This is a genomic window from Ensifer sp. MJa1 (assembly GCF_037026475.1).
Classification (GTDB): domain Bacteria; phylum Pseudomonadota; class Alphaproteobacteria; order Rhizobiales; family Rhizobiaceae; genus Ensifer.
The window spans coordinates 33,837-48,144 of record NZ_JAKUMO010000017.1 but is presented as its reverse complement, the minus strand read 5'-3'; the positions used below and the strand labels follow the sequence as shown (position 1 = coordinate 48,144).

Genomic DNA, 14,308 nt, shown 5'->3' with positions numbered 1-14,308 from the left:
TTAGATTGCGGCGCTCCCCGACTTTCCGGGGAGCGGGTGGGATCAGCCGACGATCAGCTCGGTCCACTTCTGGTTCAACCAATCCGACTTGGTCTGGTAGAGATCGTAGCGCGGTACGATCGGCTCGATGTCGGACGAAACGGCTGCGAATTCCTTGTCGGTGAGATCGGTTACTTCGCGCTTGACGGTCGGCGACGTGCCGACCTTGCGCGACAGCGTCGCCTGGATCGAAGGCTGGCACATGTAGTCGATGAAGATATGCGCCTCTTCCGACTTCTGCGAAGCGCGCGACAGCGCCCAGCAACCGGAATCCTGGATGCCGCCTTCCTTCGGGAAGGTGGAGCGAACCGGATGGCCGTCGGCTGCGGCAAGGCCCGTCACGTCGTGATAATACTGGCCCATCGGGATTTCGCCCGACTTCAGCGACTGCTCGAATTGAGCCTCGTCGCGGTACCAGAGGCGGACGTTCGGTTTGACTTCGGCAAGCTTCTCGAACGCCTTGAGCAGCCCTTCTTCCGTGTCCAGCGCATTGGTGCCGCCCATGAAGGTCTTGGCCGTCACTTCAAGCAGGAAGGAGTTGGAGACGAGCGCAAGCAGGCCGAGCTTGTCGGCGTTCGCCGGATCCCAGAAAGCGGACCAGGAGGTCGGCGCTTCCTTGTAGACGTCGGTGTTGGTGACCAGCGTGATGTACCAGGAGACGGCGCCGATGCCGGCGATGCGTCCATCCGGATACTTGTTGACGAAGCGGTCAATCAGGTTCGAGGCGTTCTTGATCTTAGTCGTGTCGAGCGGCGTCCAGAGGTCGGTCGACTGACCCTTCAGCATCGCGACCTGCGACATCATCGAAACATCGGCCGGCGCCTGGCCGGCGCGGGCAGCCTGCTCGAGCTGGACGAGCCAGGCTTCACCGGTGGGTTCGGCGATCGATTCAACCGCGATGCCGGTTGCCTTGGTGAACTCCGGGAAGATGTTCTTGTCGAACGAATCCTTGAAGTAGCCGCCATAGACGCCGACCTTCAGCGACTTGTCCTGCGCGCGCAGGATCGACGGCATTGCCAGCATCGAGGCGCCGGCAAGACCGGCGCCGAGCAGCGTCCGGCGCTTAATGGGAGTGGTGATCATTCTCGTTCTCCTTTGTTTCGGCGTTTGCCGCCTCGTTCCCTGTTGTAGTTGATTCCTTACATGTTTTCAGTGCTCAGCGCGATCCGCTCGCACCCGAAATGGCGCCCTAGTGCGCCGGAGCCCTCCGCTCCAGCATGCGCGCATATTGTGTCAGCGGATAACACAGCACGAAGAAGATCACCGCGACCAGCCCATAGACCGTGAAAGGTTCGAAGGTGGCATTATTGATCGCATTGGCGGTCCTGAGAAGCTCCTCGAAGCCGATGATCGATGTGAGCGCGGTGCTTTTGATCAACTGTACAAGGAAGCCGACGGCGGCCGGCCGAGTGATGGCGAAGGCCTGCGGCAGGATCACGAGGCGCAGTTCCTGCAACCGGTGCAGCCCGAGGCTTGCGCCAGCATCCCACTGCCCGCGCGGCAGTGCTTCCACCCCGCCGCGCCAGATCTCGGCGAGATAGGCGCTGGCGTAGAAGGTGAGCCCGAGGGCCGCCGCCGTCCAGGGTTCGATCCGGAAACCCAGCATCGGCAGGCCGAAGAACATCAGGAACAGCTGCATCAAAAGCGGCGTGCCCTGGAAGAGCGCGATGTAGCCGGAGCCGAAACGGCGCAGCCACGGACGCTCTGAAATGCGCGCGGCGAGGATCGCAAGCCCGACCGCTGCACCGCCGGCAAAGGCGACGGCCGACAGAAGCACGGTCCAGCGGGTGGCGAAGATCAGGTTGCGCAGGATGTCCCAGAAGGTGAACTCGATCATGACACGCCCGCTCCAAGCACGCGGCGGCCACCGGCGACGAACAGTCGGCGCACGGCCATCGACAGGCCAAGATAGATCAGCGTGACGACGAAATAGGTCTCGAACGAGCGGAAGGTGCGCGCCTGCAGCAGGTCCGCCTCATGCGCCAGCTCCCTGACTGCGATCTGCGAGACGACGGCCGATTCCAGCATCATGATGATGACCTGGCTGGTCAGCGCCGGGAAGATCACCTTCAGCGCCTGCGGCAGGATGATCTTGATGAAGACCTGCCTCTGCTTCAGCCCCAGCGCAAACGCCGCCTCACTCTGCCCCTTCGGCACGGCATCGAGGCCGGCGCCGACGATCTCGGTCGTATAGGCGGCCATGTTGAGCGTCATCGCGACGATCGCAGCGACGATCGGGTCGAGCCTTATGCCGAGGCTCGGCAGACCGAAATAGATGAAGAACAGCTGCACCAGGAACGGCGTGTTCCTGACGACTTCGACATAGACGGCCACCGCCTTGCGCAACAGCCCGTAGCGGCTGCGGCGGGCGGCGGCAAAGAGAATGCTGATCAGGATGCCGAGCACCGTGGTGCAGGCGATCAGGAACACGGTCATGGCCGCGCCATGGGCAATCGCGCCCGCGGCGTCCTTGAGCCAACCGAAGCTGAGGCCGTAGCCCATCGTCGCAACCTTTCCTCAAGCGGGCCGCGAGGGGATTGCCCCCCGCGGCCATCAGGCTTGTTAGTCCTTGAGGTTCTCGGGGTTGAGGGGCGTTTTCAGCCAGGCTTCCGAGCTCGCGTTCAGCTTGCCGTCGGCGAGCATCTTGGCGACCACGTCGTTGACCGCGGTCTTCAGCCCCTCTTCGTTCTTGTTGAGGCCGATATGCGACGGCGAGGTCAAAAGCTGGAACTTCTGCTCCGGCTTCAGCGCCTCCTGGCGTGCCAGCACCTGGGCGCCGACGTCGTTGCCGACGACCATCAGTTGCGTCTGACCGGAGATGAAGGCCTGGATGACAGCATTGTAGTTGTCGAAGCGCTGGATGTCGGCATTGGCAGGTGCTGCCTCGGTGAGCGAGGTGTCTTCCAGCGTGCCGCGGTTGACGGCAATGGTCTTCTCCGCAAGGTCTTCCTTGCCGGCGACCTTCAGTTCGGCCGGACCGATGACGGCGATGTAGTAAGGCGCATAGGCCGCAGCGAAGTCGATCACCTCGGCACGTTCCTTGGAGAAGCCGACGCTCATCAGGATGTCGACGCGCTTGTCGTTCAGATAGGGAATGCGGTTCTGGCCGGTGACGCTGACGAGGTTGAGCTTGACGCCGAGGCTATCGGCGATCTGCTGGGCCACGTCGATGTCATAGCCCTTGATGCTCATGTCGGCGCTCGCCGAGGAGAAGGGCGGGAAGTCGGAGAAGATGCCGACATTGATCTGGCCGGCCGACTTGATATCAGCAAGCGCGTCTGCCTTGGCGATACCGGCGGCAGCACCCAGCATCAGGGCGGCGGCGAAGGCTGTCTTCAGTTTCGAATGGATCGTCATTGGAATTCCCCTACCCGGAAGCTTTGTGATTGTGACGTCTGGTGGTCGACTGCCGTTTCCGGTCCGGCAGCCGACGAACTTGTTGGCTGCTTTAGGCAGGCTTGCCCGTAATCGCCGGGCTGAAGACCATGAGGCTCAGGATCTCGAACAGCACCTGCGCGCCGGCGTGGGCCGTGTTGGTGGTCGAGTCGTACTGCGGCGCCACCTCGACGACGTCGCCACCGACAAGGTTGATGCCCTTGAGACCACGGATCAGTTCCAGCACCTCGCGGGTGGTGAGGCCACCGACTTCAGGCGTACCGGTTCCCGGCGCGAAGGACGGATCGAGGCTGTCGATGTCGAAGGAAAGATAGGTCGGGCCGTCGCCGACGATCTTTTTCGCCTTCTCGATGATCGCGGGAATGCCAAGACCGGTCACTTCCTCGGCGTGGATGACGGTCATGCCGGACTCGTAGGAGAACTCCCAGAGGTACTCCGCCGAGCCGCGAATGCCGATCTGCACCACGCGGGTCGGGTCGAGAACGCCGTCGAGCACCGCGTTGCGGAACGGGCCGCCATGGTGGAACTTCGTGAGGTCGTAGGCGCCGCCGGTGTCGCAATGGGCGTCGATATGGATCATGCCGACCGGACGCTTCTTGCCGACGGCTTTGAGGATCGGATGGGTGATCGAGTGGTCGCCGCCGACCGACAGCGGCAGAACGCCGGCGTCGACGATCTGGTTGATGCGCTTTTCGATATCCTCGTGGCTGAGTTCCAGCCGATAGCGGCTCTGGAACGGCACGTCGCCGATATCGGCAACACGCAGTTCCTGTACCGGCGTGCAGCCGAGCACATGGTTGTAGGGACCGATGCGCTCGATCGACCGCAGCGCCCGCGGTCCGAAGCGCGAGCCCGGACGGTTGGTGACGCCGAGATCCATGGGAATACCGACGATCGCCACCTGCAGATTGCCGAAATCTGGGTTTTCCGCGTCAACCGGCATGTGCGGGGCGGTCAAAAAGGTCGGGATGCCGGAATACGGCGCAAGCCGTGTGCCGCTCTTGTTGAAGATCTTGTCGGCGACCTTGCGGAAGGTCGGGTCGAACAGCTCGCCGCCATGGCTTTCGCCGTATTTCGCCTTCAGTTCGGCAAGCTTGTTGTCGTTCCAGGCCATGAGGTCCTCCGTCATCCATAGCCTGAGGCATGCGCGCAAAGGCGCCACAGATATCTCGCTGCGGATGGAGCCGGCTCGTCCGGCACGATCATGTTCCCCAGGCGTTTTCGCCTTTGTTGATCAATATTAGGCGGCAATTCCTCTGGAAAATCAATTGACATTGTTATAGCGTTTCGTGTGAGAAAAATTCACATACTGAGTTCAGCCGGAACCCGCAGATTTGTCCAGCCGCCTGCCACCGCTCAACCCCTTGCGTGCCTTCGAAGCGACGGCGCGACGGGGCTCCGTTTCGGCAGCTGCCCGCGAACTCAACGTCACCCACGGGGCGATCAGTCACCAGATCCGGGCGCTCGAACTCTCGGTCAAGGCGGCCCTGTTCGAGCGCGGCGGCAAGCGGCTGAAGCTGACGCCGCAGGGCGCGCTGCTCTTGCCGGCCGTCACCCATGCCTTTGCCGAGATTGCCGCCGCAACGGCAGCGATGACGCGACCGACGACGAGCGGCGAACTGCGGATCACCTGCGTCCCGGCGCTTCTCTCCTTCTGGCTGATCCCGCGGCTGCATCTCTTCACGGAGCACTATCCGGACGTCCGCCTGACTCTGATCGCCTCGAACGACGAGGCCTATCTGCATTCGCCCGATGTCGACGTCTGCCTGATCTATGGCGACGGTAACTGGTCCGGCACCTGGGCCAAGCTCTGGAGCCGGCTCGAACTTTTTCCGGTCGTCAGCCCGACGCTGCTCAACATGCGCCCCCTACGCTCGGTGCGCGATCTGCGCGATCATGTGATGCTGCATGGCGACGACGGCCGTGAGTGGAACACCTGGCTTGCCGCAGCCGACGCCAGCGACCTGCAGCGCGGGCAGCAGCATTTCATGAGCGATGCCCGGCTTTCGACCGAAGCGGCGCTGCACAACCAGGGCGTCGCACTCGGCGACACGATTACCGCCGGAAGCCTGATCGCGCGCGGCGAATTGATCGCGCCCTTCGACCTGACCGTGCCCGCCAATGACGCCTTCTTCGTCGCCTGCCGCAACGAGGTGCTGGCAGCACCAATCGTGCGCATCTTCATCGACTGGATGTTCGCGACGCTCGAAAGCGACCCGATGCCGGAACTACAGACATCGGCGCGTACGATTATTCGCAGCCGCACCTCGAAATCCGAGCCGACAGATCGTAAATCGGGCAAGGACAGTTTTCAGCCGGTCTCGGCGCCGAGCAGCACCCGCCGCCCCGAACGCCCGCAGAAACGCAAAGCCAAGGCCTAACCTACAGGAACACCCGCCATGCCGCATTTCAACCCGCTCGTCGAAAAGCTCTCGCCGCCGCCCGTACCCTCGGTGCTGGCCTGGGCGAAATCCTACGACGGCTCCCGTGGCCCGCTGATCGACCTGTCGCAGGCCGTGCCCGGCTATCCCGCCCATCCGGACATGCTGTCCTGGCTCGGCGAGGCTGCGGCTTCGACGGCCTACACCGGCTATGGCGCGATCGAGGGCGAAGCGGCGCTGCGCGAGGCCTACGCCGCGCACGTCGCCGAACTCTATGGTGCTGCGGTCACGGCCGATAACATCCACATCACCTCGGGCTGCAATCAGGCCTTCATCTGCACGGCGATGGCGATTGCCGGCGCTGGCGATACGATCCTGATGACCAACCCCTACTACTTCAACCAGGAAACGACGCTGTCGATGCTCGGCATCAACGTCGAGCTGGTCCCCTGCGACGCCGGCGCCGGCTTCCTGCCCGAAGTCGACGCGATCGCCGCAGCCCTTCGCCCAGGCATCCGTGCGCTCGCGCTCGTCTCGCCCAACAATCCGACCGGCGCCGTTTACCCGCCGGAACTGCTCGCCCGCATCCACCAGGCCTGCCGCGCCAAGGGCGTCTGGCTGATCCTCGACGAAACCTATCGCGACTTCCTGCCGGATGCTTCCGTTGCCCCGCACGGCCTTCTGGCCACCGAAGGCTGGCAGGACAGCTTCATCGGCCTCTACAGCTTCTCCAAGTCCTTCTGCATTCCCGGACATCGCCTCGGCGCCATCACCGCCGGTCCCAAAGTAATCGAGCAGGTGACGAAGATCATGGACAATTTGCAGATCTGCGCGCCGCGTTCAGCCCAGGCGGCGGTCGCGAAGGCCATTCCCGCACTTGCCGACTGGCGCCAGGCCAACCGCGCCGAGATCGCGGCGCGTGCCGATGCACTCAGGGACGTCATGAGCCGCCTGCCGAAGTGGAAGCTGCAGGCGGTCGGCGCCTATTTCGCCTATGTCCGCCACCCTTTCCCCGATATCGATTCGCAGTTCATCGCCGAGAAACTGGCCAAGCTCGCCGGCGTCGTCTGCCTGCCGGGCGACTATTTCGGCGAGGGCCAGGAAAACTACCTGCGTTTTGCCTTTGCCAATGCGGATGCCGAGACGATCCGCAAGCTCGAAGAACGGCTGGCCAACTTCACGCCGCCGGGCCTCTGAGACTTTGTCGCAACTGGGAACTCGCGCGGTGTTACCCGCGCCGCGCGATCAGGATGCCGACAAGTACGATCGCCCCGCCGATCGCCTGCATCAGGCCGACCGGTTCGGCAAGCAGGATCCAGGCGAGGATCGCGGCCACAACCGGCTGCAACAGCAGGGTCAGCGAGGAAAAGGCGGGCGGCAGATAGGCGAGCGCATAGGTGATCGCCACCTGCCCGCCGGCATGGCTGACGAAGGCAAGGCCGAACAGCATCGCCCAGCCGAAGGCAGTCGGCGGTAACAGCGTCGGCTCCGACAGAAGCACGATCGGCAGCATGCAGATAGCCGCCGAAGCCGTACTCCAGACCATGATCCTGATCGTGCTGAACAGGCTGCGCAGCCGGCCGATCGCCAGGATATAGCCCGCGTAGAACATCGCCGCGACGACGGCGACGCCATCGCCCAGCAGATTGCCCTCGCCAAGCGCCATCGGCCCGCCCTTGAGCGTCACCACCCCGACGACTGCCGTCACCAGCCCGATGGCAAAGACAGCGCTGATCCGCGCCCGGAACAGAAGCCAGCTGGCAAGCGTCACGAAGACCGGCGCAAGGTTGGCAAGCAGCGTCGCATTGGCGACCGACGTCTTCGTCAGCGCATAGTGCCAGGCCGCGAGATCGATGGCGAGAAACACCCCGGGCAGGATCAGCAGCGCGTATTCCGAGAGCTTTTGCGGGCGCCGGTCGTTGTCGCCCTCGCCGCGAAACCACGACCAGGCAAGCAGCGGGATCAGCGCCAGCGCCACCCGCCAGAAAGCGGTCGCCATCGGCCCAACCTCCGACAACCGCACGAAGATCGGCGAACCGCCGATCGCAGCGCCGCCGATCAGCAGTGCGGCCATGGCGAGACGGTTTTGGGAGGAAACGGTGGCGGGTACTGGGGTCACGTCAATGTCGCTGTTCTGCTTGCAGGCGACCATCGCGCCCTCAACGAGGCAGCTAGCAGAAGACCGGCATTGGCGACAGTCGCAATAAATCGCCCACCCGATCAATGGCGGCCGCCCTGCACAAGCGGAGCGGCCGCCGGTTTTTCCGTCGGTTAGACGCGCTGCTTCGTCTCCTCAGGCAGCGTCAGGAACGTGCACGGTCTTCACTTCGAGGAAATCCTCAAGACCGAACATGCCGCCCTCACGGCCGTTGCCCGACTGCTTGTAGCCGCCAAAGGGGCTGCCGTATCGGTGCGGGCCGCCATTGATGTGCACCATGCCGGCGCGAAGGCGCGCTGCGACGCGCTCGGCCCGCTTCGGATCGCCCGTCTGCACATAGGCGGCAAGACCGTAATTGGTGTCGTTGGCAACGGCGATCGCTTCCTCCTCGGTGTCGAAGGGGATGATTGCAAGCACCGGACCGAACACCTCCTCGCGGGCAATGCGCATGTCGTTGTTGACGTCGGCAAAGATCGTCGGCTTGACGAAGTAACCGGTCTCGAAGCCCTCGGGCTTGCCGGCACCGCCGACGAGCAGGCGCGCGCCCTCGGCAATACCTGCCTCGATCAGCGCCTGCACCCGGCCAAACTGGACGTCGCTGACAAGCGGCCCGATGTGGCTGCCTTCCTGCGTCGGGTCACCAACCTTGGCCTCACGGCCGACGCGCTTGGCGATCTCGACCACCTGGTTATAGACGCTGCGCTCGACCAGCATGCGGGTCGGCGCGTCGCAGGACTGGCCGGAATTGTTGAAGCATTCGAGCACGCTGCCGGTGACCCGGTCTTCGAGATCGGCATCGGCAAAGACGATGTTCGGCGACTTGCCGCCGAGTTCCAGCGTCACGCGCTTGACGGTCTCGGCCGCGTCCTTGCTGACGGCGATGCCCGCACGGGTCGAGCCGGTAAACGACATCATGTCGACGTCGCGGTGCTTGGAAAGGGTGGCACCGGCATTGATGCCGTCGCCGTTGACGAGGTTGAAGACGCCGGCCGGAAAGCCGGCCTCATCGATCATCTCGGCATAGAGCATGGCGTTGAGCGGCGTGAATTCACTCGGCTTCAGGATGCAAGTCGAACCGGTCGCCAGCGCCGGCACCACTTTCAGCGCGATCTGGTTGATCGGCCAGTTCCACGGCGTGATGAGGCCGCACACACCGATCGGCTCGCGCAGGATCACGTCGCCGTTCGGCAGCCGGTCGCGGCTCTTCAGCCGCTTCAGCGCATCGATGAAGCCCTGCAGGTGGCCGACGCCGACATCGGCTTGCTGTTCGCGGGTCATGGTCTTCGGCGCGCCGAGCTCCATGGTGATGGTGTCGACCATCTCGTCATAGCGGCGCTTGTAGACGGCAAGCAGCTTTTCGAGCAGCGCCAGGCGCTCCTCGACGCTGGTCAGGCTGTAGCTGGCAAAGGCCTTCTTTGCGGCGGCAACGGCACGGTTGATGTCCTCGGCCGTACCCATCGAGATCACCGCGACAGGCTTTTCCGTCGCCGGGTTCAGCACCTCGAGGTCGTTGGCGACGATGGGGTCAACCCAGGCGCCGTTGATGTAGAACTTGCGTTTGTCGAGCATTCGCTCCTCCTTCCCGTCAGTTTGTCTTTTGTTTTTCAGCAAGCCATTCGCGGATCAGCGTTCGATAACGTTCGCCGGAAAAGCTTGGAAAATGTCCGCCGTGAACGATACGCGCGGGTATCGTCAGCAGCCGTTCCATCGACGCCAGATAGTCGTCGGCATTGGAATGATAGGTGTCCTCGATCAGCGGCCCGTCATAGAGGATGTCGCCGGAGAACATGATACCGGTCTTCGCCTCGAAGAGCGCGATGCCGCCGGGCGAATGGCCGGGTGTGTGGATCACCTCGAACACCCGGTCGCCGAGATCGAAATGATCGCCATCCTCCAGCAGCCGCGTCGCCGGTGCCGCCTTCACGGCATAAGTGGTCGACGCATAGGGCTCGGGCGGCAGCGCGTCGAAGATCTCGTCGGCGACGTAGGGGTCGGCGAGCGTGTTCTTGCGTGTCGGGTGCGCCAGAAGCTCTGCTTCCGCCGCGTGCACGCAGCGGCAGCCGAACTCGTGATGGCAGCCGATATGGTCGAAATGGGTGTGGCTGGCAACGGCATCCAATGCGCGCTCGGTAACCAGCGGCACCCATTCCCTCAAAGACACGACGCCCATGCCGCTATCAACCAACATGTCGCGGTCGCGGCCGCGCACGTGCCAGATGTTGCAGCGGTAGAATTCCTGGATATAGGGCTCGTCGATCATGGTGACGTCGTCGTCGAGCCGCCTGACGCGATACCAGTCCTTTGGGGCAATTCTCTGCATGGTGCTACGCATGTCCGCCTGACGCGGGCAAGGCTACGACGTCGCTGGCGCGCACCGCAAGTGGCACGATCTCGCCCTCGCGCACGCTTGCCGATTGCGGGAGATGGGCCACCAGCGCACGGGCATCGGTAGCGCAGGGCTGCAGATGGCAGCGATAATGCGTGCCGAAGAAGGCGCTGCCGGCGACACGCGCTTCGCCGAGCGCCACCGTCGGGCCTTCCGCCTTGTCGTCGGCGCGGAAATGCTCCGGCCGGATGGTGAGCGTAATGCGGTCGCCGGCCTTCGGAGCGGATGCGGTGAAGTTCTTCGCCGGCAGCGCCAGGCTGCCGAGCGGCGTTTCGACATGGGCGGAGCTGGCGTCGGCCGCCGCAACACGGCCGGAAACAAAGTTGACCTCGCCCATGAAGCCGGCCGAAAACAGCGAGCGCGGTCGCATGTAGATCTCCGACGGCGGGCCAAAGTCCTCGATCCGCCCCTGGTTCATCACCACGATGCGGTCGGCGATCGCCATCGCCTCTTCCTGGTCGTGGGTGACATGCACGAAGGTGGTGCCGACCCGCTTCTGGATCGCCTTCAGCTCGTCCTGCATCTGGCGGCGAAGCTTGAGGTCGAGCGCGCCGAGCGGTTCGTCGAGCAGAAGCACGTCCGGATCGACGGCCAGCGCTCGGGCCAGCGCCACCCGCTGGCGCTGGCCGCCCGACAGTTCGTGCGGCCGCTTGCCGGCCGAAGCTTTCAGGCCGACGAGATCGAGGAAACCGAGCGCCTTCTCGTCGCGCTCGGCCTTGGCAAGACCGCGCATCCTGAGGCCAAAGCCGACATTGTCGACCAGGCGCATGTGCGGAAACAGCGCATAATCCTGGAACATCGTCGTCGTCGGGCGCTTGGCCGGCGCCACATAGGTCATGTCCTGCCCGGCGATCGTCACCCGGCCGGCGCTTGGCGACTGGAAACCGCCGAGGATCGACAAAAGCGTGGTCTTGCCGCAGCCCGAAGGCCCGAGCAGGACGATGAATTCGCCCGCCCGGATATCGAGGGAGACATTATCAAGCGCGGTGAAGGCGCCGAAGATCTTGCTGACGTTTTCGATCGAGACGGAAGCGGTCATTGTTTTTTCGTCCTTCCGAACAGGGAAAGCTCAAGGATGAGAAGCACGGCGACAGAGGCCAGGAACACCAGCGAGCCGATGGCGTTGGTCTTGGGGTTGAGGCCGGAGCGCAGCATGCTCCAGATCTCGACCGGCAGCGTCACGTCGAAGCGCGACAAGAGGAAGGCGATGATGAACTCGTCCCAGCTGAAGGTGACGGAGAGGAAGAAAGCGGCGAGGATCGACGGCATCAGCATCGGCGCCGTCACCAGCGCCATCACCTTGAAATCATTGGCGCCGAGGTCGCGCGCCGCCCGCTCGATGTTGATGTGGTGATCGCCCATCGAAGCATAGATGATGGCAAAGCAGAGCGGCAGGTTGATCACCACATGGCCGATGCCGACCGTCATCAGTGACAACGGGATGTGCAGCGCGTTCATCAGCGACAGGAGCCCGAGCGCGATGATCAGGTAGCTGACGGTCATCGGCGCAATCAGCAACCCGCGCTGCAGCGCAGAGCCCGGCAGCTTGTAGCGCGCCAGCGCATAGGTCGCGAGGAAGCCGAGCAGCACCGAGATGACCGAGGAGACGAGCGCCACGATCATCGAGTTGCCAAGCGCTGCCATCAGCTTGCGGTCGGCGAAGACTGCCTCGTACCATTGCAGCGATAAGCCGTTGAACGGCGGCACCGGCAGGCGGCCGTCCTGGAAGGAGAAGAGCACCAGCACGGCGACCGGCAGGAAGATGAAGGCGTAGACGAGGACGAGATAGGTCCAGGAGAGCACGCTTGCGGAAATGTTGCGCAGCATCGTCAGGCCCTCTCGATCTTCAGCCAGCGGGCGCAGGCCGCATAGGCAATGGTCACGGCGAGCATCAGCACGATCGACAGCGCCGCCGCCATCGGGAAATCCGCCCGGCGCCCGAGTTGCAGCATGATGATCTGCGGCAGAACCAGCTCGTTGTTGCCACCGAGGATCTGCGGCGTGACATAGTCGCCGATGCAGAGCACGAAGGTGAGGAAAGCGCCGGTCATGATGCCCGGCAGCGTCAGCGGCAGCACCACATGCCAGAAGGTCTGGAAAGCGTTGGCGCCGAGGTCGGCCGCCGCGCGGCGGTAATTCGGCGACAGCTGGATCAGGTTGGAATAGATCGTCAGCGTCAGAAGCATGACGAAGAAATGCACGAAGCCGATCACCGTTGCCGTGCGGGTGCTGGCAAGCTCCATGGGTTCGGAAATCAGGCCGATGTTCATGAAGAGCTGGTTGATCACCCCGTTCTTCGAGAGCACCAGCAGCCAGGAATAGGAGCGCACGACGTAGGAGGTCCAGAACGGCAGGATCGCCAGGATCAGCGCCATGCGCTGCAGCCGCTTCGGCACCCGTTCGGCGATGATCCAGGCGAGCGGATAGGCAAGCAGCACCGAGATCACCGTGACGATGACGGTGATTTCGAGCGAGTTGACGAGCCCCTGGAACAGCGCGTTTTCGGAGAAGAAGCGCGTATAGTTGTCGAAGTTCCAGACGCGGACGAGATCCCGCCCTTCCCGCTTCCAGAGGCTCATCGCCGCCATGAAGGCGAATGGCACGATGAAGAAAGAAATGGTCCACAGAAGCGCCGGGGCGACAAAGCCCCAGGCCTTGCGGCGGTCGGCATCTTCGAGGGCTGTCGCTGTTGTCAGGGTTGCGGCGTCTGCCATGGCGATCCCGGGGTTCAGGGGTTGCGGGCATGATTAGCCCTTGCGCCGCCGCAGCGGCCCACAACGAAGATCAGGCGGGCACAGCATTGGCCGCGCCCGCTCCCATCGTTACTGCTGCAGCATTTCCGTCCACGCGTCCTGGAACTGCTGGTCGAGCTCGGCCGACGGGATCGGATAGAGCTGCGTCTTCTTTAGGTATTCGGCCTGCTCATTGAAGCGCAGCGCCGTTTTCTGCTGGTCGGTGAGGAATTCGCCCGCCTTGGCGTTGGCCGGCATCGCCCAGTAGCAGGACGAGGTCGCAAGCCGCGCCTGTCCCTCGGGGCTCAGGATGTACTGGACGAACTTCAGCGCCAGGTCCTGCTTGGTGGAATCCTTCATGACGCCGATCGATTGCGCCCAGCGCACCGCACCCTGTTCGGGGATGGTCCAGTCGAGGCTCGGCTTGTCGGCCGAAAGAACCGCAGTAATCCACTCGCCGCCGCCGACAAGAATGTCGACCTCGCCGGTTGCAAGGGCTGTCTGTGAAGAGACGACGTCGCTCACCTGTTTGGATGCGGCCCTCATTTCCGCGAGCTTTTCCTTGATTGCCGGCATGTCCGCTTCGGAAAGCTCGGAGGTCTTCTTGCCAAGGCCGAGACCGACGAGGCCGATCATCGGCAGATAGTAGTCATAGAGCGCGATGCGGCCCTTGTACTTGTCCGACCAGATAACCGACAGGTCCTGCATGTCCTTCGGATCGACCTTGGTCTTGTCGTAGGAAATCGTGTTGTAGCCGAACTTTTCGGTGACGGCGTAGGTCTTGCCGTCCTTGGTGTTGTTCGCCTCCATGCGCACTTCCGGGAAGATGTCGGCGGTCGGCAATGCGTCGGTCGGCATTTCGGCGAGCAGATCGAGATCGATCGCCCGGTGCACGTCGACGCCGTCGATCACGAGCACGTCCCAGTCGCCCGGCCGCGACTGATCGAGGATCGAGAGCCCTGCCCCTGTGCCCTCATAAACCTTGACGTTGACCTTGACGTCGTTGGCCTTTTCGAACGGCTCCAGGAGTGCCGGATCGGTATGGTCGCACCAGACGAGCGCATTGAGCTCTTCCTGTGCAAAAACCGGTGCGGGGGCTGCGACCGTCGAGAGTGCGGCAACCGCGACTGCGGCGGTGGAGGAGAAGAAACGGCGCAGGCGCGCACCGTCACGAACTGACTTCATCATGCTGTTGCCCTCTTGTTTTGACGCTCGT

At 63.4% G+C, this 14,308-nt stretch carries 14 protein-coding genes; 2 read left to right on the top strand and 12 right to left on the bottom strand.

The window, feature by feature from the left end:
• Positions 1-42 precede the first annotated feature (42 nt).
• From MKZ91_RS21340 to speB, 5 genes are all read right to left on the bottom strand, one after another.
• On the bottom strand, positions 43-1,122 hold the full coding sequence (locus MKZ91_RS21340; protein ID WP_336173036.1) for an ABC transporter substrate-binding protein: 1,080 nt from the start codon (positions 1,120-1,122) through the stop codon (positions 43-45).
• A 106-nt stretch (positions 1,123-1,228) separates the two neighbouring features.
• On the bottom strand, positions 1,229-1,876 hold the full coding sequence (locus MKZ91_RS21335; protein ID WP_336173035.1) for an amino acid ABC transporter permease: 648 nt from the start codon (positions 1,874-1,876) through the stop codon (positions 1,229-1,231).
• On the bottom strand, positions 1,873-2,541 hold the full coding sequence (locus MKZ91_RS21330; protein ID WP_336173034.1) for an amino acid ABC transporter permease: 669 nt from the start codon (positions 2,539-2,541) through the stop codon (positions 1,873-1,875). The genes MKZ91_RS21335 and MKZ91_RS21330 overlap by 4 nt, the downstream gene beginning before the upstream one ends.
• Positions 2,542-2,601: 60 nt before the next feature.
• Entirely contained in the window at positions 2,602-3,396 is a 795-nt protein-coding gene (locus MKZ91_RS21325) for a transporter substrate-binding domain-containing protein (protein ID WP_336173033.1), read from the bottom strand.
• Positions 3,397-3,487: 91 nt separating this feature from the next.
• Positions 3,488-4,549: an agmatinase gene (gene speB / locus MKZ91_RS21320; protein WP_336173032.1), complete on the bottom strand. Its 1,062-nt coding sequence runs from the start codon at positions 4,547-4,549 to the stop codon at positions 3,488-3,490.
• A gap of 220 nt (positions 4,550-4,769) precedes the next feature.
• On the opposite strand from speB, the gene MKZ91_RS21315 reads away from it, so the two are divergent.
• Both MKZ91_RS21315 and MKZ91_RS21310 read left to right on the top strand, forming a co-directional pair.
• Positions 4,770-5,816, top strand: coding sequence for a LysR substrate-binding domain-containing protein (locus tag MKZ91_RS21315; RefSeq protein ID WP_336173031.1), 1,047 nt, complete (start codon positions 4,770-4,772; stop codon positions 5,814-5,816).
• Positions 5,817-5,834: 18 nt separating this feature from the next.
• Entirely contained in the window at positions 5,835-7,013 is a 1,179-nt protein-coding gene (locus MKZ91_RS21310; protein WP_336173030.1) for an aminotransferase, read from the top strand.
• Positions 7,014-7,044: 31 nt separating this feature from the next.
• Here MKZ91_RS21310 and MKZ91_RS21305 read toward each other — a convergent pair whose 3' ends face one another.
• The 7 genes from MKZ91_RS21305 to MKZ91_RS21275 all read right to left on the bottom strand — a co-directional run bounded on the left by MKZ91_RS21305 (position 7,045) and on the right by MKZ91_RS21275 (position 14,277).
• Positions 7,045-7,968, bottom strand: a complete 924-nt coding sequence (locus MKZ91_RS21305) for a DMT family transporter (protein ID WP_442892324.1) — start codon at positions 7,966-7,968, stop codon at positions 7,045-7,047.
• Positions 7,969-8,109: 141 nt separating this feature from the next.
• On the bottom strand, positions 8,110-9,543 hold the full coding sequence (locus tag MKZ91_RS21300) for an aldehyde dehydrogenase family protein (protein WP_336173029.1): 1,434 nt from the start codon (positions 9,541-9,543) through the stop codon (positions 8,110-8,112).
• A gap of 16 nt (positions 9,544-9,559) precedes the next feature.
• Positions 9,560-10,294 (bottom strand): MBL fold metallo-hydrolase, encoded by a 735-nt coding sequence (locus tag MKZ91_RS21295; protein ID WP_336173028.1) that lies wholly within the window; start codon positions 10,292-10,294, stop codon positions 9,560-9,562.
• 4 nt (positions 10,295-10,298) lie between these two features.
• Complete coding sequence (locus MKZ91_RS21290; protein ID WP_336173027.1) at positions 10,299-11,399, bottom strand: ABC transporter ATP-binding protein; 1,101 nt, start codon at positions 11,397-11,399, stop codon at positions 10,299-10,301.
• Positions 11,396-12,187, bottom strand: coding sequence for an ABC transporter permease (locus MKZ91_RS21285; protein ID WP_336173026.1), 792 nt, complete (start codon positions 12,185-12,187; stop codon positions 11,396-11,398). The genes MKZ91_RS21290 and MKZ91_RS21285 overlap by 4 nt, the downstream gene beginning before the upstream one ends.
• Before the next feature lie 2 nt (positions 12,188-12,189).
• Entirely contained in the window at positions 12,190-13,074 is an 885-nt protein-coding gene (locus MKZ91_RS21280) for an ABC transporter permease (protein ID WP_336173025.1), read from the bottom strand.
• 108 nt (positions 13,075-13,182) lie between these two features.
• On the bottom strand, positions 13,183-14,277 hold the full coding sequence (locus MKZ91_RS21275; protein ID WP_442892327.1) for an ABC transporter substrate-binding protein: 1,095 nt from the start codon (positions 14,275-14,277) through the stop codon (positions 13,183-13,185).
• Between the last annotated feature and the right edge of the window lie 31 nt (positions 14,278-14,308).

Bases quoted from the DNA above. Each gene is read 5' to 3' on its own strand.
- MKZ91_RS21330 (WP_336173034.1), bottom strand. From the start codon at position 2,541: ATGGGCTACGGCCTCAGCTTCGGTTGGCTCAAGGACGCCGCGGGCGCG.
- MKZ91_RS21300 (WP_336173029.1), bottom strand. From the start codon at position 9,543: ATGCTCGACAAACGCAAGTTCTACATCAACGGCGCCTGGGTTGACCCC.
- MKZ91_RS21340 (WP_336173036.1), bottom strand. From the start codon at position 1,122: ATGATCACCACTCCCATTAAGCGCCGGACGCTGCTCGGCGCCGGTCTT.
- MKZ91_RS21275 (WP_442892327.1), bottom strand. From the start codon at position 14,277: ATGAAGTCAGTTCGTGACGGTGCGCGCCTGCGCCGTTTCTTCTCCTCC.
- MKZ91_RS21335 (WP_336173035.1), bottom strand. From the start codon at position 1,876: ATGATCGAGTTCACCTTCTGGGACATCCTGCGCAACCTGATCTTCGCC.
- MKZ91_RS21290 (WP_336173027.1), bottom strand. From the start codon at position 11,399: ATGACCGCTTCCGTCTCGATCGAAAACGTCAGCAAGATCTTCGGCGCC.
- MKZ91_RS21305 (WP_442892324.1), bottom strand. From the start codon at position 7,968: ATGGTCGCCTGCAAGCAGAACAGCGACATTGACGTGACCCCAGTACCC.
- MKZ91_RS21295 (WP_336173028.1), bottom strand. From the start codon at position 10,294: ATGCAGAGAATTGCCCCAAAGGACTGGTATCGCGTCAGGCGGCTCGAC.
- MKZ91_RS21285 (WP_336173026.1), bottom strand. From the start codon at position 12,187: ATGCTGCGCAACATTTCCGCAAGCGTGCTCTCCTGGACCTATCTCGTC.
- speB (WP_336173032.1), bottom strand. From the start codon at position 4,549: ATGGCCTGGAACGACAACAAGCTTGCCGAACTGAAGGCGAAATACGGC.
- MKZ91_RS21325 (WP_336173033.1), bottom strand. From the start codon at position 3,396: ATGACGATCCATTCGAAACTGAAGACAGCCTTCGCCGCCGCCCTGATG.
- MKZ91_RS21280 (WP_336173025.1), bottom strand. From the start codon at position 13,074: ATGGCAGACGCCGCAACCCTGACAACAGCGACAGCCCTCGAAGATGCC.
- MKZ91_RS21310 (WP_336173030.1), top strand. From the start codon at position 5,835: ATGCCGCATTTCAACCCGCTCGTCGAAAAGCTCTCGCCGCCGCCCGTA.